General features: G+C 55.5%; 18 protein-coding genes and 1 tRNA gene. 14 read left to right on the top strand and 5 right to left on the bottom strand.

Annotation, left to right across the window (positions count from 1 at the left end; genetic code table 11):
- The first annotated feature begins 20 nt into the window (after positions 1–20).
- The 9 genes from OJHNALOF_RS08260 (at position 21) to OJHNALOF_RS08295 (ending at position 11,241) form a co-directional block, all read left to right on the top strand.
- Positions 21–108: transfer RNA gene (locus OJHNALOF_RS08260), tRNA-Ser, on the top strand.
- Positions 109–213: 105 nt separating this feature from the next.
- A complete protein-coding gene (locus tag OJHNALOF_RS17160; RefSeq protein WP_370462310.1) occupies positions 214–438 on the top strand; it encodes a DUF6538 domain-containing protein in 225 nt (74 codons plus the stop codon).
- 32 nt (positions 439–470) lie between these two features.
- Positions 471–1,301 (top strand): AraC family transcriptional regulator, encoded by an 831-nt coding sequence (locus OJHNALOF_RS08265; RefSeq protein WP_165661708.1) that lies wholly within the window; start codon positions 471–473, stop codon positions 1,299–1,301.
- Between the two features lie 43 nt (positions 1,302–1,344).
- Complete coding sequence (locus OJHNALOF_RS08270; protein ID WP_094199555.1) at positions 1,345–1,968, top strand: LysE family translocator; 624 nt, start codon at positions 1,345–1,347, stop codon at positions 1,966–1,968.
- A 204-nt stretch (positions 1,969–2,172) separates the two neighbouring features.
- On the top strand, positions 2,173–3,057 hold the full coding sequence (locus tag OJHNALOF_RS08275) for a LysR family transcriptional regulator (protein ID WP_165661709.1): 885 nt from the start codon (positions 2,173–2,175) through the stop codon (positions 3,055–3,057).
- 547 nt (positions 3,058–3,604) lie between these two features.
- Positions 3,605–4,588: a DUF1852 domain-containing protein gene (locus tag OJHNALOF_RS08280; protein WP_165661710.1), complete on the top strand. Its 984-nt coding sequence runs from the start codon at positions 3,605–3,607 to the stop codon at positions 4,586–4,588.
- 27 nt (positions 4,589–4,615) lie between these two features.
- Positions 4,616–5,659, top strand: a complete 1,044-nt coding sequence (locus OJHNALOF_RS08285) for a methionine synthase (protein WP_165661711.1) — start codon at positions 4,616–4,618, stop codon at positions 5,657–5,659.
- Between the two features lie 606 nt (positions 5,660–6,265).
- Positions 6,266–9,469 (top strand): EAL domain-containing protein, encoded by a 3,204-nt coding sequence (locus OJHNALOF_RS08290; protein ID WP_240919652.1) that lies wholly within the window; start codon positions 6,266–6,268, stop codon positions 9,467–9,469.
- Between the two features lie 104 nt (positions 9,470–9,573).
- Positions 9,574–11,241, top strand: a complete 1,668-nt coding sequence (locus OJHNALOF_RS08295) for an AMP-binding protein (RefSeq protein WP_094199552.1) — start codon at positions 9,574–9,576, stop codon at positions 11,239–11,241.
- A 147-nt stretch (positions 11,242–11,388) separates the two neighbouring features.
- Here the strand turns inward: OJHNALOF_RS08295 and OJHNALOF_RS08300 are convergent, their stop codons facing one another.
- Positions 11,389–12,312 carry a LysR family transcriptional regulator gene (locus tag OJHNALOF_RS08300; protein WP_094199551.1) on the bottom strand — a complete coding sequence of 308 codons (924 nt, stop codon included), beginning with the start codon at positions 12,310–12,312 and terminating at the stop codon, positions 11,389–11,391.
- A 60-nt stretch (positions 12,313–12,372) separates the two neighbouring features.
- A complete protein-coding gene (locus tag OJHNALOF_RS08305; protein ID WP_245849808.1) occupies positions 12,373–13,053 on the bottom strand; it encodes a DUF2982 domain-containing protein in 681 nt (226 codons plus the stop codon).
- 69 nt (positions 13,054–13,122) lie between these two features.
- Here OJHNALOF_RS08305 and nfsA point away from each other — a divergent pair, with 69 nt between their 5' ends.
- Positions 13,123–13,848, top strand: coding sequence for an oxygen-insensitive NADPH nitroreductase (gene nfsA, locus OJHNALOF_RS08310; protein ID WP_165661712.1), 726 nt, complete (start codon positions 13,123–13,125; stop codon positions 13,846–13,848).
- Here nfsA and OJHNALOF_RS08315 read toward each other — a convergent pair.
- Together OJHNALOF_RS08315 and OJHNALOF_RS08320 are read right to left on the bottom strand one after the other, a co-directional pair.
- Positions 13,805–14,278 (bottom strand): universal stress protein, encoded by a 474-nt coding sequence (locus OJHNALOF_RS08315; protein WP_094199548.1) that lies wholly within the window; start codon positions 14,276–14,278, stop codon positions 13,805–13,807. The genes nfsA and OJHNALOF_RS08315 overlap by 44 nt on opposite strands.
- Positions 14,279–14,323: 45 nt before the next feature.
- Positions 14,324–15,304, bottom strand: a complete 981-nt coding sequence (locus tag OJHNALOF_RS08320; RefSeq protein WP_206063588.1) for a YeiH family protein — start codon at positions 15,302–15,304, stop codon at positions 14,324–14,326.
- A gap of 171 nt (positions 15,305–15,475) precedes the next feature.
- Here OJHNALOF_RS08320 and OJHNALOF_RS08325 point away from each other — a divergent pair, with 171 nt between their 5' ends.
- The 4 genes from OJHNALOF_RS08325 (at position 15,476) to OJHNALOF_RS08340 (ending at position 17,031) form a co-directional block, all read left to right on the top strand.
- A complete protein-coding gene (locus tag OJHNALOF_RS08325) occupies positions 15,476–15,676 on the top strand; it encodes a hypothetical protein (RefSeq protein WP_094199546.1) in 201 nt (66 codons plus the stop codon).
- Between the two features lie 49 nt (positions 15,677–15,725).
- Positions 15,726–15,875 (top strand): TIGR02808 family protein, encoded by a 150-nt coding sequence (locus OJHNALOF_RS08330; protein WP_165661714.1) that lies wholly within the window; start codon positions 15,726–15,728, stop codon positions 15,873–15,875.
- 381 nt (positions 15,876–16,256) lie between these two features.
- A complete protein-coding gene (sixA, locus tag OJHNALOF_RS08335) occupies positions 16,257–16,769 on the top strand; it encodes a phosphohistidine phosphatase SixA (protein ID WP_165661715.1) in 513 nt (170 codons plus the stop codon).
- Between the two features lie 49 nt (positions 16,770–16,818).
- Positions 16,819–17,031, top strand: coding sequence for a DUF1107 domain-containing protein (locus OJHNALOF_RS08340; RefSeq protein ID WP_094199543.1), 213 nt, complete (start codon positions 16,819–16,821; stop codon positions 17,029–17,031).
- Between the two features lie 57 nt (positions 17,032–17,088).
- Here the strand turns inward: OJHNALOF_RS08340 and smrB are convergent, their stop codons facing one another.
- On the bottom strand, positions 17,089–17,613 hold the full coding sequence (smrB, locus tag OJHNALOF_RS08345; protein WP_094199542.1) for an endonuclease SmrB: 525 nt from the start codon (positions 17,611–17,613) through the stop codon (positions 17,089–17,091).
- Positions 17,614–17,647 lie beyond the last annotated feature (34 nt).

Here is a 17,647-nt window from a genome sequence, read left to right on the forward strand (position 1 = left end):
CTTCCGACCAGCAACAATTTGGTGAGGTGTCCGAGTGGCCGAAGGAGCACGCCTGGAAAGTGTGTATACGGAAACGTATCGAGGGTTCGAATCCCTCCCTCACCGCCAAACAAGATAAGCCCTTGATTCTTAACGGATTCAAGGGTTTTTTCGTTTCAGAACCCAAGCCGCCTTTCACCGATTGGTACAGAAGGGTGGTACAGAATGCGTGTCATGGCTACACCGTGGAAGCATTCTGAGTCGGGGTACTTTTACTTTCGTCGTCAAGTGCCCGCCGATATTCTAACCGTCGTTGGTCGCTGTGAGTGGAAGGTATCACTCAAGACCAAAGACCTGTCTGTTGCCGGCTTTCGTCTTGCCGCTGGGTCGCCTTATTTCAGCAATTTTGTTCAAGTCTCAATGCAACCGCCTCCCTATAATTTCTATTGTTTCTCTTGAGCGTAATAATGAACTCGGCAAGGCGACAGGCTATGCAGCAGGACAACCAATTCCAATACCGCAAAAGCAAGCATCTGGACCAGGTGATGCTCCTGAGTGCGCTCATGCATGATTTCGCTTATGGCAAACATGCGCACGAAGAATACTCGCTGGGTATCACGCTCGCCGGTCGCCAGGACTTTTTCTCCAACGGCATGTTTCATTACAGCACGCCCGGCAATGTCATCGTTTTTAACCCGGACGTGGCCCACGATGGGCATTCCGGCACCGATGATGTGCTGCAATATAAAATGCTCTACATTCACCCCGAGCAGTTGGCTCCGGCCCTGGCGGCGGCAGGGGTAAGGCGACCGCATGATTTCAGAATCGAAGACACGCTGCTAAAAGATGGTGTGCTGCGCGCCGAACTGCTGCGTTTGTGCACCCTGATTGAATGCGATGAGGCCGAGCCACTGGTTCAGGAGAGCCTGCTTTACTCGTTAGCGGCGCGTATTGCCCAACTGCACAGCGATTACTCACCGAACCAGACCCAGCAGAGGGTTGACAGTCTGTTGCTAAGGGCGCGCGATTACATTCATGCCCATGTGTTTGACGTTCTTTCACTGGAGCAGATCAGCCAGCAGGCGGCGTTATCAAAGTATCACTTTTTGCGCTTGTTCCGGCGGCAGTTTGGCATGACACCGTATCAGTACGTGTTGAACTGCCGCCTCAATCGTGCCCGTGAAGCCCTGGCCGCAGGTGTACAGCTGGATGATGTGGTTCACTCTTTTGGTTTTGCCGACCTGAGTCATCTGAACCGCCGCTTCAAACCCGTTTTTGGCATGACCCCTCGTCAATATCAGCAAATCGTTTTGAATCACTGATTTCCACTTATCCACTCTAACTTGATTCATTAGGAGTTCGACCATGGTCGAGATACTCATGTATGCGTTTGGCATTATGTATACCCCAGGCCCGGTAAACCTGCTGAGCCTGAATGCCGGGCTGAACGGTCAGGGAAAGAGGACGGTTCCTTTTTGTGTTGGTGTGGGCGTGGCCATGTTTCTGCTGTTTTTTGTGTTCGGTTACAGCGGTGCCTTGCTGCCTGTAGCGTTTCAGGCCGTCATTGGGTTGTTCGGCGGCCTCTATATCTTATGGCTGGCACTTAAAATCGGGAAGACGGCCATTCAATCCACTACGCCGGCCAAGGCGGACGACGCCAAAGTGGGGCAAGCCGCCCTGTCGTTCCGTTCAGGCCTGCTGATGCAGTTATGTAACCCCAAGGCGCCGGTCGCAATCCTGCCGATTGTCACCGTTCAGTTTCCGGCTGTCGGTATCAGCGGAGCAGGTATTGCCTTATGGTCGGTACTGCTGGGGGGGATGGCGCTTGGAGCCCCGGGTAGCTACCTGCTGCTGGGCGCACGACTTGGCAAGCTCATTCGGACACCGGCTTTTTTTCGCATGCTTAATGCGTTAATGGCGCTACTGCTGGTTTATGTTGGCTGCAATATCGTCAACGCCCAACTTGGAGTGTTTCAAGGCATGTCGTGATGAGCTGTCTTGCTCGAGTGAGGCTGTAAACATTCCGGCTCTTTTTTTGAGCAGTAATATCAATCAGCGGGCATTATCGAGTTTCGAATTGACCGGACATTCATGGGCGCATGAGTGAAATATTAATGATGAAAATAATGATGTATTTTTACTGAGTCATGAATTATATTCATTGATCTGGGTGCTATAGACCGGAGTTAAGGCATGTTGGAGAGGTTTCATCTTGAAGTACTGGCAGCAATCAAAGAGCAAGGAACGTTAACTCAGGCTGCTGAGTCATTAAATTTATCTCAGTCTGCCTTGAGTCACAGCATTAAAAAGCTGGAAGGTCAGCTCAAGACACCTGTTTGGCAAAAAGAAGGCAGAAACTTGCGGCTTACCAATGCGGGTGAAAAAGTATTGACTCTTGCGAACCGGGTATTGCCACAATTTAAACATACTGAGCATTTATTGCGCCAGATAGCGACAGGCGAAATGGGTTCACTGCGCATCGGCATGGAATGTCATCCTTGCTATCAATGGTTGTTAAAGGTCATTGAACCTTATCTTGAAAAATGGCCAAACGTTGATATTGACGTAAAGCAGGAATTTCAGTTCGGTGGCCTGGGTGCTCTCTATAGCTACGAGATAGATATCCTTGTTACTCCCGATCCCTTATATAAACCCAATCTGACGTTTATACCGGTATTTGATTATGAACACAGACTCGTCGTTGCATCATCCCATTCGCTTGCGACGCAAGACTCGGTTATGCCTGATGAGCTGAATGAAGAGGTGTTGTTCAGCTATCCGGTAGAGCCCGAGCGACTGGATATATACAGTCAGTTCTTAAACCCCGCCAAATGTTCGGTCAAAAAGCACAAAACCATCGAAACGACGGAAATCATGTTGCAGATGGTGGCGGCAGGCAGAGGCGTCTGTGCTCTCCCTGGCTGGCTAGTGGATGAATTTGCCAAACATATGGCCATTAAGAGCCTGCGATTCGGCAAGCATGGCATAAAAAAGCAAATCTTTTTGGGGGTGCGAAAAGGCGAAGAACAGATTCACTACCTGAGTGACTTCATTGCTCTGGCTCAGAATGTCAGGTAATGACTCAGCCTTGCTCGATCTCGCACATTTCCAAGCTGATACTGCTGTGGGCACTGTAAGGTGGCGCTGCCTTCTATACAGGTAACCCTGTCTCTCCTTCTCCTGAACTGCCCCTCTGACGAACGGGCTCACGAAGTGAGCCCATGATAAAGTACGGCATTACCTCAGCAACTGCTGGCAGTGCAACCGAATCCTGGTCCATCGACGTTTACTGACCTTCCAGATGGATGAAGAGGCTACCCGCTAGTGGTGCCGCCACTTTTCAACCGACAGAACCGGCCTGTCCTGCCGGGCTGCAGCCTGCTCTGTCAGCGTCCCATACCAAGAACGTGGCACATCGTTCGACCGAGAGCTTTGGCTTACCACAAATCATGAAATTTGTTCATGTATTTATGAAATCAAATCATTATTTTTCATGTAACCGTCCCTGTATAACATACTCACGCTTAGCTCTAGACATCTGGACTTCTGGATAGAAAAGAATCGTCAGGCCCAGAAAGAGCAAGAAACAAATTCAGGTTTTATCTCGGAAATTGGATGCCAGACTATGAGTAACGAATTTACATTTACTATCAACAGCATTGCCTTCGACGAACATTATCAGCCGTCAGACAGTACGCGTATTACTACCAACTTCGCTAACCTTGCCAGAGGCGAGAGCCGTCAGGAGAACTTACGCAACGCCTTAACGATGATTGATAATCGGTTTAATGCCCTGGCGAATTGGGATAACCCCAAAGGGGATCGTTATTCAGTCGAGCTTGAAATTATTTCTGTTGATATGGATGTTGATAGTGAAGGCAACGGCCAAAGCTTTCCCACGATTGAAATTTTGAAAACAAATATTGTTGATAATAAAACAAAGAAACGTATTGAAGGTATTGTAGGTAATAACTTCTCCTCTTATGTTCGCGATTATGACTTTAGTGTATTGCTGTTGAGTCATAATAAGGGTAAAGCCAGCTTTAGCATTCCAGATGGTTTTGGCGATCTGCATGGAAAGCTCTTTAAGTGCTTTGTGAATTCTCCTGCCTACAAACAACACTTTACTAAGCTACCTGTGATATGCCTCAGTGTTTCAGACAACAAGACCTATCATCAGACCGAAAATCAGCATCCCGTATTGGGTGTTGAATACCTGCCCAATGAGTCATCGCTGACGGAGCAATATTTCAAGAAGATGGGGCTGAAGGTGCGCTACTTTATGCCGCCACATAGCGTCGCGCCTCTGGCTTTTTTCTTCTTTGGCGATTTGCTGAATGATTACAGCAATCTCGAGCTCATCAGCACCATCAGTACGATGGAGACATTTCAGAAGATCTATCGGCCTGAGATTTATAATGCTAATGCCGTGGCAGGGAAATGCTACAAGCCTAACCTGAAAAACTCGGATCATTCGTTGACGCAAATTGTTTATGATCGAGAAGAACGTAGCCAGTTAGCTATCAAACAGGGAAAGCTTGCTGAGGAAAATTTCATTAAACCATACCAGTCTGTTCTGGAACAATGGTCTGCCAGTTACGCATTGTAATTAACAAAAACTTAAACGGTACCTATCATGAAAAAATTATTACCTACTTCCACTGCCGGAAGCTTACCCAAACCATCCTGGCTCGCACAACCCGAGACACTGTGGTCACCCTGGAAATTGCAAGAAGAGGAACTTATCGAAGGCAAACAGGATGCGCTGCGTGTGTCGCTGCATGAGCAGCTACAAGCAGGTATTGATATTGTCAGTGATGGCGAGCAAACACGTCAACATTTTGTCACTACCTTTATTGAACACCTCGACGGTGTTGATTTTGAAAAGCGCAAGACCGTTAAAATTCGCGACCGCTATGATGCGAGTGTGCCGTCGGTTGTGGGTGCCGTCAGTCGCCAAAAACCGGTGTTTGTTGAAGATGCAAAATTTTTACGACAGCAGACCAAGCAGCCCATTAAATGGGCACTGCCTGGCCCCATGACCATGATAGATACGCTCTATGATGATCATTATAAAAGTCGTGAAAAACTGGCCTGGGAATTCGCCAAAATACTCAATCAAGAGGCCAGGGAGCTGGAAGCGGCGGGTGTTGATATTATCCAGTTTGATGAGCCGGCATTTAATGTGTTCTTTGATGAGGTCAATGACTGGGGGATTGCCGCCCTGGAAAGAGCCATTGAAGGCCTGAAATGTGAAACTGCCGTACACATTTGTTATGGCTATGGTATCAAGGCCAACACGGACTGGAAAAAAACCTTGGGCTCCGAGTGGAGACAATATGAAGAGGTCTTTCCCAAACTGCAACAGTCTAATATCGATATCATTTCGCTGGAATGTCAAAACTCTCGTGTTCCGATGGAGCTGATTGAGCTCATTCGAGGTAAAAAAGTAATGGTAGGGGCCATTGATGTGGCAACCAACAGCATTGAAACGCCGGAAGAAGTCGCCAATACGCTGCGAAAAGCACTTGAATTTGTGGATGCCGACAAGCTCTATCCCAGCACCAACTGTGGCATGGCTCCCTTGTCTCGCCGGGTAGCAAGAGGCAAGCTGGTGGCCTTGAGTGCGGGCGCAGAAATCCTTCGCAGAGAACTCCTGGCGAAGGGCGTTGCTGCCTAAAGCAGAGAAACATTTTTCAGCCACGACTGCTTTTCTGACGAACGGGCTCAGGTGCCAGCGGGCGTGCAAAGCGCGGCAAAACATAAGTAACCGCCCTCATGCCAAAGGCTTTCTGCGGCCTTTCGCTGGGGAAGGGGTTATTAACTTCATGTTCAGTTGATGAATGTGTCGCTTCGACGCCGGTTATATCAGGGCTCGGATGAGGGGGCTGACGACACCAGAGAGTGCCGTCAGCCCTTGTCCGGCAGATTGAGCAATATGACCACCCCACCTCGCAAAAAATTAGGGCTATAGATGCGGCCTGATTAACGACATCGGTCGGTTTGGTGACGTTCTGGCCGGCCCTCCTGTGGCAGAGAGTAATTTGAACAATAACTCGCCTGCGTTGGTGGCAAAAAAGGTCATTGTTTGATCTGACGCGTGGGCGACTCAATTAAATCCAATGTTAAGACTGGAATAGCGTGGGTAATTCCGTTAGCTTCCTCGGGTTTTTGCCTGTCACCATGGGTCTAAATTATGAGTGAAGTTTCCACAAGTCGGCAGTCGTCATGGCATGTTCCACAGGTACAAAAGGCCTGTTGCTGTATTATTACGCTGTTGCTGATCTTGGGGCTGTCACAGTGGTTCTCCATTTTCAGAAGCGTGGAGTTTCTGATCAACTATGTACCGCTGAACATTATTTTTGAGGTAGCGGCCTTTGCCATTGCCATGATGATCTTTGGCATGGCCTGGGTGACCCAGCGTTACCGGCCATCCTTGCAGACCCTGGTGATCGGCATCGGTTTTCTGGGCATCGGCCTGCTCGATCTCTCCCATGTGCTGTCTTATCGAGTCCTGCCCGACTTTGTGACCGCCAACACGCCGGAAAAAAGCATCAATTTCTGGCTGCTTGCACGCAGTCTGACCGCGGTGCTGCTGTTGTATGTGGCCTTTGTGCCGTCGCTGGTCAACAAAAGGCCTGGCCAAGGGCTGCGTCTGGGGTTATTGGTGCTGATGCTGGCAGGGGTGGCAGTGGCCCACCTCTGGTTTTTCTACTGGCCCGAGCTGGTGCCGGATACCTTTATCGTCGGGCAGGGACTGACCGACTTCAAGATCCACAGTGAATACGTCATTATCATGGTGCATCTGCTGGCGGGCCTTGGCCTGGCCAGGCGCTACCTGCAGGAAGGCTACCTCGGCTACCTCTATCTGGCGGCCTCGGCCGTCATCATGGCCATGGGCGAGTATTTCTTCAGCATTAATGTGGACTTTACCGACGCCTACAATATTTTCGGGCACCTCTACAAAATAATTACTTATTGCTTTCTGTACCGAGCACTGTTTCGGGAAATGGTATACGAGCCCTATCAGGAGCTGGATGATGCCCGTAATCGGCTGCAGGCCACCCTCAAGGCCCTTCCCGATACCCTGCTGGAGGTGAGTGGGGCTGGGCGGGTGCTGTCGGTGAATGCCCGAAAAGAGAACGGTGAGTTTGCGCATTGGCAACCGGGCACGTATGTGCGTGACTGGCTGCCGGCGCCGGCCACGAAGGTATTTTTGGATGCCCTCAGTCGCGCCGAGAGTGATGGGGTGGTGCACGATCTGCGCATTGTGTCTGAGCGGGGCTGCCACCTTGGTCTGTCGGTATCCCGCCATGAGGGATGGTGCTATCTGGTGCTATGCCGGGATATCAGCGCCCAGGTGGAAAATGAGCATCGTATTCTGCATGAAACCCGGCTCAACAACCTGTTGCTGCAGATAAAGCGCCTGGCTCGGGACGATAACGAAAACGCCTTGCTGGACTGTTGTGCCGAGCAGCTGGCCGGTCTGACCGCCAGTGCCGGCAGCCTGATCCACCTGTGTCCGGAAAATACCCCCGACCAACTGCCCGAACAGCCTCGGACCTTTGGCGCTAGCCCGGCGCCCTGGCTGACTGACGGGCAATCGGCTTCTCCCTGGCAGCAGGCCGCCCGCAGTGACCAGGTGGTTGCCTGGGAGGGAGTCTCCGCCGGCGAGGGCATCAGCCTGCCCGTGCGCGATCATCAGGGGGTGGCACTGGTTGTCAGTGTGTTCGGCAGGAAAGAAGGCTACGGCGAGCAGGAGCGAACTACCCTCGGCATGGTGGCTTCGGCGCTGTGGAGCCGTATTCGGCAACGCCGTCAGGACAGGGCGATCCACCGGCTTTCCAAGGCCCTGGAGCAAAATCCCTATCCGGTCATCATTACCGACGCGCAGGTGCGTATTCAGTATGTTAACCGTGCTTTTACCCGGGTCAGCGGCTATGCCGTCGATGAGGTAGAAGGGCGTAATCCGAGCATGCTGCAGTCGGGCAAGACCGAGAACAAAACCTATGTCGACATGTGGGCACACCTTCACCGGGGCCAGCCCTGGAAAGGCGAACTGATCAACCGCCGACGCGACGGCAGCTGCTATATCGAGAGCGCGTCCATCTACCCCATCACCGATGACGCCGGTCGGGTGATCAACTATGTGGCCCACAAGGAGGACATCACTCAGCACCGTAACAACGAGGAGCGCCTGCGTCAGCTGTCCCAGTGTGATCAACTTACCGGCGTGCTCAACAAGCGGGCCTTTGAACAACAACTTATCCAGCAGTTGCGCCGTAGCCGCATGCGTGGTGGTGGCCTGTCGTTACTGTGGCTGGACATGGACAACTTCAAGTCGGTCAACGACAGCCTGGGTTATGTTGCCGGCGACGAGTTGCTGGTGGAGATCTCCAATCGGCTCCGTGCTCAGCTGGCTCCGGGTAGCCTGATAGGCAGGCCGCTGGGGGATGGCTTTGTAATGGCGGTGGAAGGCAACGAACAGGAAACGATCGCCCTGCTGGCCGAGCAGTTGCTGCAGGGCATTCAGGCACCGGTCACCCTCAACCATCAGCTTCTGTCGGTGAGCGCGTCCCTTGGCATTGCCACCTGTCCCCATGATGGCGATAACGCCGTGGCCCTGTTCAAGGCGGCGGAGCTGGCCATGTACCGAGCCAAGCAGGATGGGCGCAATGGCCTGCGCTTTTATGCTCCCGAGATGCAAAAGCACAGTGAACGGGCGCTGTCCCTGGCCACGGCGCTGAAAAATGCCATTGCCAGCCAGGAGCTGGCATTGGCATTCCAGCCCCAGATGGATATTTCTCACCGGCGCATGATCGGTGCCGAAGCCCTGTTGCGTTGGCGCCACCCTGAATGGGGCTTTGTTTCGCCCGCCGAGTTCATTCCCCTGGCCGAGCAGAACGGCCTTATCGTCAGCATTGGCTGGTGGGTCATTGATCGGGTACTGGAACAGCTGGTGGCCCTGCGCGCCGCCGGCCGGGATAATATTTCCATTGCCGTGAATGTGTCTGCCGCCCAGCTGGTGCAACCCGACTTCGTGACCGAGCTGCAGGCCAGGGTGCACGCCAGCGGCGTGCCTGCGCAGGCCATTGACATCGAACTGACGGAATCGGTGGCCATGGTGAACCCGGAAGACACCGGTGAAAAGATGGCCGCCCTGAGTGCCGCCGGTTTTCGCATTTCCATTGACGACTTTGGCACCGGCTATTCCTCCATGAGTTACCTGAAACGCTTTGCCATCGACAAGATCAAGATCGACAAGTCGTTTGTGGACGAGGTCACCCACAAGCACGAAGACAAAACCATCGTCAACGCCATCATTCACATGGCACGCAGCCTGGGGATGCGCACCATTGCCGAGGGCGTGGAGACAGAGGAGCAGTTTGAAACCTTGCGGCGCAAGGGCTGTGACGCCATTCAGGGCTACTGGTACAGCCGGCCGTTGCTGGGCGAGGATTTTTCCGCCTTTGTCAGGGCACACACATAGTGTGCACGTTTTATTTGAAACCAGGTGGTGCCATTCGGGCTGCTGACTTGGAAAATGTTTGCAATACTGAGGGTTGAGTCTCACGCCAGGCAATAAGGATAGCTATGAGTACCTCTTCACACACACTGCCGCTGCAGATGTTGTATCACTGGGCCGACGCCAGCCCGCATCAAACCTATCTGCACCAGCCCAGGGACGGGCGCTGGCACGAACACAGCTGGAGCAGCGTGCTGGAGATGGCCGCCCGGCTGGTGACGGGACTGAGCAGGCTCGGACTGACGCCGGGCGACAAGGTGGCCATTCTCTCCAAGAACTGTGCCGAGTGGTTTATCTGCGACTTTGCCCTGCAGATGGGCGGCTATGTCAGCGTGCCCATTTATCCTACCGCCGGGGCCGATACCGTCAATTACGTGCTGGAGCACAGTGAAAGCCGGGCGGTGTTTGTCGGCAAACTCGATGATGCCGAGCAGCAGGCCCCGGGCATTCCCGACGGGCTGTTGCGTCTGGCCATGCCCTATGACAGCAGCATTCGTACCGACCATGACTGGGACAGCCTGTTGGTGCACGAACCCATCAGCGAGCGGCCGGTGCCCGAGCCGGAGCGGCTGATGACCCTGGTGTATACCTCGGGCAGCACCGGCAAACCCAAGGGGGTGATGATAACCCATGGCGCTTATGCCGCCGCCTGCCAGGGGGTGCTGGAGACCACGGGACTCAATGCGGATGACAGGGCGTTTTCCTACCTGCCGCTGGCGCACATTACCGAGCGGGTCTACATTCTCGGCTCCAGCCTCTATGCCGGCGCCCAGGTGGGCTTTGCCCAGAGCCTCGACAGTTTTATCGACAACGTCAAAACCATCTCACCCACGGTATTCATCTCGGTGCCCAGGCTCTGGACCAACTTCCGCAGCGGCATTCTCGACAAGGTGCCGGCCTCCAAATTGAACCTGCTGCTGCGCATTCCGCTGTTATCGGGTCTGGTGAAGAAAAAGATTCAGACCGGCCTTGGACTGGACCAGGCCCGTATTCTGGGCTGCGGCTCGGCGCCCATCGCCCCGGCGCTGCTGCGCTGGTACGAGCGGTTGGGCATGCCGATCACCGAGGCCTGGGGCATGACCGAAAACCTGGCCTATTCCACCCTCAACTACCCGTTTCGTTCCGACAAGGTCGGCACCGTGGGCAGACCCGGTGCCGGGGTGGAAATCCGCATTTCCGAGCAGGGTGAGGTATTGTGTCGTTGTGACGGCATGATGCAGGGATACTACAAGGATGAAGAGGCCACTCGGGCGGCGCTGCAGGATGGCTGGCTGCATACCGGCGATCAGGGCCGGCTCGACGACGACGGCTATCTGACCCTCACCGGCCGGCTCAAGGACGCCTTCAAGACCGCCAAGGGCAAATACGTGCTGCCCGTTCCTATCGAATCCCAGTTGATCGATAACCCGCTGATCGAACAGGTGTGCGTGGTGGGCAGCGGCCTGGCCCAGCCCGTGGCACTGGTGCAGCTGGCCGACAGTGCCGCCGCCCGTGATAGGGACGAACTCGCCACGGCCCTGGGCGCCAGTATCGAGCAGGTCAATCACACCTTGGAAAGCCACCAGCGCCTGGGGGGCATGCTGGTCATGAAGGACGCCTGGACGGTGGAAAACCACATTATGACGCCCACCCTCAAGATCAAGCGGCACCTGCTGGAGCAGCAATACCAGGATCTGGATCAGCGCTGGGTCAAGGGCAACACCGTGTTATGGGAGCAGGATCTCGCGCCTTCCTGATTGTTCCAAAAATGGAATAATGACATATTTCGTTTTGCAAAATAACCGCTAATTAACACAGCCTCGCTGTGTTACCTTGAATTCAGCTTACTGAGTATCTTTTGTTAGTGGAGTCGGGCAGAGAAACACTGCCCTTTTTTTTGTCCATCATTCCTGCTTTCCCTCTTCCGCCATCACCCAGGTCGATGCCAGCCGCTCCCGCATGTGCCGATCAATAAATTCGATAAAGGCGTTCAGTCGCACCGGTGCCAGTTCCCGACCGTGATAGACCATGTGAAAGGGACGTTTGCCGCCCAGCCAGCCAGGCAGCACCGGGCGCAGCAATCCCGCCTCGGTATAATGGGCCACGTAGTGGCGGGGCACGTTGACGATGCCCAGCCCCTTGAGCGCGGCCTTGACCGCCGCCTGCATCTGGTTGACCGACAGCCTGGCCACCGGCTTTAAATGAAAACGCCGGCCCTGATTGTCGGTCAGCTGCCAGTTGCGGTGCGGCCAGCACTGAATGATGTGGTGTTGATCCAGCTCTTCGGGGCTGCCGAGCTCGCCCTTTTGCGCCAGGTAGCCGGGAGAGGCGAACAGGCCATATTGCACCTCACCCAGCTGACGGGCATGCAGGCTGGAATCGGGCAGTTCACCGCTGAAGAACACCACATCCAGATCGGTATCCAGCAGGCTGGTATAGTCGTTGCTTTGCAGCAAGTCGATGCGAATGTCCGGGTATTGCAGGCAAAACTCGATAATGCCATCCATCAGAAAGGTGTTGGAAATGGCGATGGGCGCGGCCACCTTGATAAGCCCGCTCATGCGCTGGCTCTGGCCCTGAATGTCGCCGGTAACCTGCTCCATTTCGCTCAGCAGCGGGTGCAGCCGTTCAAAATAACGCCGGCCTTCCTCGGTCAGCTGCAGCTTGCGGGTGGTGCGGCTGAGCAGCTTGCAGCCCAGCACCTGCTCCAGGGTGGAGATGCGCCGGCTGAGGGTGGCGGTGGGCATGCCGAGTTGTGCCGCGGCGTGGGAAAAGCCGCCCTGCTGCACCACCTTGACGAACAGGTAGAAGGCGTCCAGATGTTTCATGGTGATGGGACTCCGGGCTGAGGAATGGCAGGTCGGCGCATTGTGCCCGCCTTGGCCTGCTCAGGAAAGGGCGCCGGGGCCAGTGGCCAGGTAATGGCGTAATAATTGCACAAAGTCGGCGCTGTCCCTATCCAGGTTGGACTCGTGCACCAGCAAATCGTAACCGTAGAGCTCGCGCAAATGGCTCATGCGATGGCCCAGCATGGCGGCCAGGCCATGGTAATGCCGACCGGCGGCGGAGCGGTAGTGATTATCTTCGATCAGCCAGTCCTGCAGCCGGGCGCGATCAATGGCGCCGTGGCGCACGCCCATGGCCAGCAGCGGGCGCTGCTCGGTGAGCAGATGCACAATCAGCCTGGGCGTCATCAGCGGCAGAAATTCGTCGTAGTTCCGAATTTTGATGCCCACATAGGGCAGGGACACCAGCTCCAGGCCGCTGTTTACCCTTGGCTGATCCACGCGAATAATGTTGCTCCAGTGCAGGCTCCAGCCACCGATGCGGTGATGAAAGTGCAGGTTGTCTTCACTCAGTGAAAAGCTGTATACCGGCTCGCGCAGCTTGAGCAGGCCCAGCACCAGGGTTACCAGGCAGGCCAGCAGCAAGAACACCAGCACCAGCTGACCGCGGTTGCCGAGCCAGTAGAGCAGCGGCAGCAACACCAGCAGGCCGGCGCTACCGGCCAGGATCAGGGTCGGACCATGGCGGCGCGACATGGGCTCTATGTGCTGTGTTTCCTTCACTCGGGCTCCCAATGCTTGGCGGCTTGCTTTAAGGTGATGATACACACAGACCGACAGCAAGAGGTAGAAATGACAGGCACCATTGAGGTGATGCGCCAGCACAGATCCATTCGCAAGTTTACCGATGAGACCATTGCGGCTGAACAACTGCAGGCCATCATGGCCGCGGCCCAGTCGGCGTCCAGCTCCAGCTTTTTGCAGGCGTCCAGTGTGGTACGGGTGACCGACAGGGCCCTGCGCGAGGCGGTGATGCCCCTGTGTGGCAATCAGGCCTACGTGGCTGAAGCCGCCGAATTTTGGGTGTTTTGCGCCGACTTTTACCGCCATCTGCACTGGGTGCCCGAGGCCAAAACCGGCTATGCCGAACAGCTGCTGATCGGCGCCATCGATACCGCCCTGATGGGGCAAAATGCCATCACCGCCGCGGAATCTCTGGGGCTGGGTGGGGTCTTTATCGGTGCGGTGCGCAATCAACCCCATGAATTGAGCGCCCTGCTGGGGCTGCCGCAGGGCGTGATTCCGTTGTTTGGCCTCTGTCTGGGGCATCCGGCCCAGGATCCCGAGCCCAAGCCGCGGTTGCCGGCCCCGCTGGTATTCATGGAAAACCGTTACCAGAGCGAACCTGATGTGGCCGCGATGGCGAATTATGACGAGCAGGTGCGGCACTATTACCAGACCCGAACCGGCGGCAACAAGGACACCAGCTGGACCGGGCAGATAGCCGCCACCCTGGCCAAGGAGGCCCGGCCCTTTATGCTGGATTTTTTGCGTGAGCAGGGTTTTTGTCTGAAGTAACCGGATCCAGTTTTACCACCAGCAGATCGCAGTCGCTGATGTCGAGAAAACTGACACTGTTGGAAAACAGGTGACCCCAGAAGCGATGATCGGGACGGTGGCCACAGATCAACAGGTCTGCCCCGGTTTCCCTGACCGCCAGGCGCACCGCCTGGCGTACATCGCCGCTGGGCAACGACACGCTGGCCACATGATGCTGCTGCGTTCTCAGCAGGCGCATCAACTCGTGGCCGCTTTCCAGCCGCAGTTTCATTTTAAGCTGGCGCAGATCCATGCTTAGGCTGCCCACATAAACGCCGCTCAGATCAGGCTCAACGTGTACCAGATGCAGTGCCGCCTGATAACTTTCGGCCAGATCCGCCGCCCGTTTAAGCAGCGGTTTTTCCCTGTGGTTGAGCTCCAGCGCCACCAGAATATTGCGATAGGGCATGGCCACCTCCCTGGCTGAACCCTGTCAAGCCGGCACCGATAAGCCTCAGGCCGACACCATGTGTGTTACCAGCAACCCGCCAAGGCACAAATGCACAAACAGCATGCCCGCCAGTAACAGGGGTTTGATCCCCACTGCCCGCAGGGCACCCAGCTGGGTGCTGGTGCCCAGTGCCGCCATGGCCATGGTCAGCGCCCAGGTATCAATATGGCGGACTTGCTCCACCAGCCAGGCAGGTAGTGGCAGCAGCGAGTTGGCGATCACCACGGCCACGAAGCCAAAGGCAAACCAGGGCAGGGGAGCCCGGCTTGCCGTCCGATCCGGCTCCCGGCGGCTCAGCCACCAGCCCAGCAGCACCAGCACCGGTGCCAGCATCAGCACGCGGGTCAGCTTGCTGATCACCGCCACCTGGGCCACATCGTCACCCATGGCGCTGCCGGCGGCCACCACCTGCGCCACCTCGTGAACGGTGGCCCCGGTGTAAATACCCATGGCCTGGGGCGACAGCCCGAGCAGGGGATACAGTAAAGGATAGATCACCATGGCCAGGGTACCGAACACCACCACCGTGCCCACTGCCATGGCCGTTTGCTGGGGCCGGGCCCGCACCACCGGCTCGGTGGCCAGTACCGCGGCAGCCCCGCATATGGCGGAGCCGGCACCGACCAGCAGGGCGGTGGGGCCATCCAGACCCAGCCAGCGGCGTCCCAGCCACCAGGCCAGCAACAGGGTAGAGCTCAGCATCAGCACATCCACCAGCAGGGCGCCGGCACCTACGTCGGCAATCTGTTGCAGGGTAATGTGAATGCCGTAGAAGGCCACGCCAATGCGCAGCAGCCGTTTTTTGCAGAATTCCAGGCCGGCATGCCATTTGCCCTGAGTGATGACCGGCAACAGGTTGCCCACCGCTAGCCCGAATAAAATGGCGAAGATCAGCGGGCTAACCAGTCCGCCCATACGCTCGGCCAGGGAAACACTGAGTACCGCCAGCAGTCCGGCTAGCGTCAGACCGTGAATCAGCTTCATGATGGAGTGCTCCATTGACAACAGGCGGCCAGTCTAGGTGCAGGAATTTAATAATTAAAATTGAGATTAATGAGGTGTTATATCAATTTTTATGATGTTTATCAGGGCAAGGCATGTCCTTACTTCGACAAGGGGCAATGTGTTACTATTTCGCCACTCAGGAGGATTCACATGCTTGTTGCCATTATTCTGCTGGCGCCGCTGAGCGGGCTGCTGTTTTACGTTTTTGCGCTGAAAAGTGCGCTGCCGCCCCGGCGCTGGGCTATGCTGGGCTGCCTGTTTGGCCCTGCCGTGCTGCCCTTGTTTATGGCGCGGCGGCGCTGGTCTCTGGTGTGTGCCAGGGGCATGAAATATGCCCTGCTGAGGGCATGAGCGCGTGTGTGGCCGCATCGTCATTCTTTAAAGAGTTCAGGAGTCACCCATGAGTGTCATGGAACAATTGCTGTGGAACGTGCTTGGCTATGTGACCATGCCCCTGCTTTTTCTGGGCGGTTTTATCGCCGTGTCGGTGGCCGCCTGTCTGGCGCTGGGCTGGTTGGATAAACGCAAGTCTATTGACCGGGATCAATAAGAAGAGGTGTCAGTCGGCTATGATTCTTCGTGTTGGCGTCATGCCAACACGCTGCAGATCACCGGGGTGATCTGGGATTCTGGTTTCTGTTCACTCTTTCATACTGGCCTGCTGGCCAGTTTTTTTTGCCCTTGAAGCGCCGTCATGAAAGCGTCACCTGCCGTCGGCATTATAAGGCCGCTGGTTAAACCGGCGGGCCCCAGCCTTAAACATGAATGATTTATGTGATCGAAATGTTCTATATATGTTATAAAGGCAGCGACCAGTGCAAGGACTCAGGCGACTGTTCAAATGGTGAGCTGGATCCTTGAGCACAATACGTCGCAGGGGTATGATGCCCGCCGTTTTTACAGGGCGGGTTCGCCTGAAGGTGAGGTGGAGATGAACGTCTTTATCATGCGTCATGGGCAGGCTGCGCCACAGGCGTCGACAGATGCACTGCGGCCACTAACCGAGCAGGGATGTGAGGAAGTCTGTCTGATGGCGCAGTGGCTGGCACCCCAGGTGCCGGCTTTTGACCGGGTGCTGGTGAGTCCTTATCTGCGTAGTAAGCAAACCTGGCAACAGTTGTCCCGTTTTATTACCGGCAGCCGGGTGGAATATTGCGACGAGCTGCTGCCCAATGCCGATGCCGACATCACCGCCAGCCTGCTGCTGGCCTACGGTGAGCTGGAGAAAGACAGTAACCTGCTGGTGGTCAGTCACATGCCCTTGGTTGGCTACCTGGTGGAAAGCCTGTGTCCGGGCACCATGGCGCCGATTTTTGTTACGGCGGGCATGGCCAGGGTAACCCTGCACAAGGGGCAGGGTGGTTTGTTTAACTGGCTTGAAGGACCTCACAACGTGCGGCCTCACTATTCGCGGCCCACGCCGCTATGCGGTTTTATGGGCTGAATCTCAATCAATAACAATACGAGCACAGAAGATAAAACTGAGGTGGAAAATGCGCATATTTAACAAATATCAGCCTTTGTTGATTGCCAAGTATGTAAAAACCTTTTTCAAGGGAAGGCTCTACATTCACGGCCGCGGCGCCTACAGTTACGCCAAGGGCATGCTGATCATGCCCGAGCAGGCCGATGACCGTCACCGCAAGACGGTAAGTGAAATCAACCGTCTTATCGGCCAGCTGAATGCACCCCAGCCCGCGGCCTGATCGCGGCGTGATATAACCCTTTAACAAGGCCGGGCTCTCGCCCGGCCTTGTTGCGTTTTATTGCTCGGTTTTCAGCAGCACCAGCAGGGCGGCATCGCCACCCCATTCCTTGGTCGCCTGATGAAACGCCAGCACCTGAGGGTGCTGGGCCAGCCACATGGGCAGGCGCTGCTTGAGAATGTGCTTGCCATGGCCGTGCATGATCGACACACAGTCGATGTGGTTGCGCCGGGCCGCCAGCAGCAGTGCAGAGAGCTCCTGTTTGGCTTCTTCCTGGGTCAGGCCATGCAGGTCGAGAAACAGCTCGGGCGCATAATCGCCTCGGCGCAGCCGCTTCAGCTCAAAGGCCGAGGTGTCGTCGGCGCGAAAGCGGGTGGGGCCGTCCTGATCCAGCCAGGGTTCATACAGGTCGGAAAACGGATGGGCTTCGGCCCTGTCTTTGCGGGCCATCGCCCGGGTCGCTTTCACCTTGACCGGCGCCCGGAGCGGACTTATGGTATCCTGCTTCAATTTACGGACACCGCGCACCGCTTCCATAAACAGCGTTTTATCGTCGTCTTCGGGAGGGGATGAGGCGGTCATGTTCGCTTTTGTCACTTGAAAAACAGCCATTTTA

The sequence above is a fragment of the Oceanimonas sp. MB9 genome (assembly GCF_011319775.1).
GTDB classification, from domain to species: domain Bacteria; phylum Pseudomonadota; class Gammaproteobacteria; order Enterobacterales; family Aeromonadaceae; genus Oceanimonas; species Oceanimonas doudoroffii.

What these genes read in the sequence shown, in the direction of transcription:
- OJHNALOF_RS17160 (WP_370462310.1), top strand. Translation starts at nt 214, where the DNA reads ATGGCTACACCGTGGAAGCATTCTGAGTCGGGGTACTTTTACTTTCGT.
- OJHNALOF_RS08265 (WP_165661708.1), top strand. Translation starts at nt 471, where the DNA reads ATGCAGCAGGACAACCAATTCCAATACCGCAAAAGCAAGCATCTGGAC.
- OJHNALOF_RS08270 (WP_094199555.1), top strand. Translation starts at nt 1,345, where the DNA reads ATGGTCGAGATACTCATGTATGCGTTTGGCATTATGTATACCCCAGGC.
- OJHNALOF_RS08275 (WP_165661709.1), top strand. Translation starts at nt 2,173, where the DNA reads ATGTTGGAGAGGTTTCATCTTGAAGTACTGGCAGCAATCAAAGAGCAA.
- OJHNALOF_RS08280 (WP_165661710.1), top strand. Translation starts at nt 3,605, where the DNA reads ATGAGTAACGAATTTACATTTACTATCAACAGCATTGCCTTCGACGAA.
- OJHNALOF_RS08285 (WP_165661711.1), top strand. Translation starts at nt 4,616, where the DNA reads ATGAAAAAATTATTACCTACTTCCACTGCCGGAAGCTTACCCAAACCA.
- OJHNALOF_RS08295 (WP_094199552.1), top strand. Translation starts at nt 9,574, where the DNA reads ATGAGTACCTCTTCACACACACTGCCGCTGCAGATGTTGTATCACTGG.
- OJHNALOF_RS08300 (WP_094199551.1), bottom strand. Translation starts at nt 12,312, where the DNA reads ATGAAACATCTGGACGCCTTCTACCTGTTCGTCAAGGTGGTGCAGCAG.
- nfsA (WP_165661712.1), top strand. Translation starts at nt 13,123, where the DNA reads ATGACAGGCACCATTGAGGTGATGCGCCAGCACAGATCCATTCGCAAG.
- OJHNALOF_RS08315 (WP_094199548.1), bottom strand. Translation starts at nt 14,278, where the DNA reads ATGCCCTATCGCAATATTCTGGTGGCGCTGGAGCTCAACCACAGGGAA.
- OJHNALOF_RS08320 (WP_206063588.1), bottom strand. Translation starts at nt 15,304, where the DNA reads ATGAAGCTGATTCACGGTCTGACGCTAGCCGGACTGCTGGCGGTACTC.
- OJHNALOF_RS08325 (WP_094199546.1), top strand. Translation starts at nt 15,476, where the DNA reads ATGCTTGTTGCCATTATTCTGCTGGCGCCGCTGAGCGGGCTGCTGTTT.
- OJHNALOF_RS08330 (WP_165661714.1), top strand. Translation starts at nt 15,726, where the DNA reads ATGAGTGTCATGGAACAATTGCTGTGGAACGTGCTTGGCTATGTGACC.
- sixA (WP_165661715.1), top strand. Translation starts at nt 16,257, where the DNA reads ATGAACGTCTTTATCATGCGTCATGGGCAGGCTGCGCCACAGGCGTCG.
- OJHNALOF_RS08340 (WP_094199543.1), top strand. Translation starts at nt 16,819, where the DNA reads ATGCGCATATTTAACAAATATCAGCCTTTGTTGATTGCCAAGTATGTA.
- smrB (WP_094199542.1), bottom strand. Translation starts at nt 17,613, where the DNA reads ATGACCGCCTCATCCCCTCCCGAAGACGACGATAAAACGCTGTTTATG.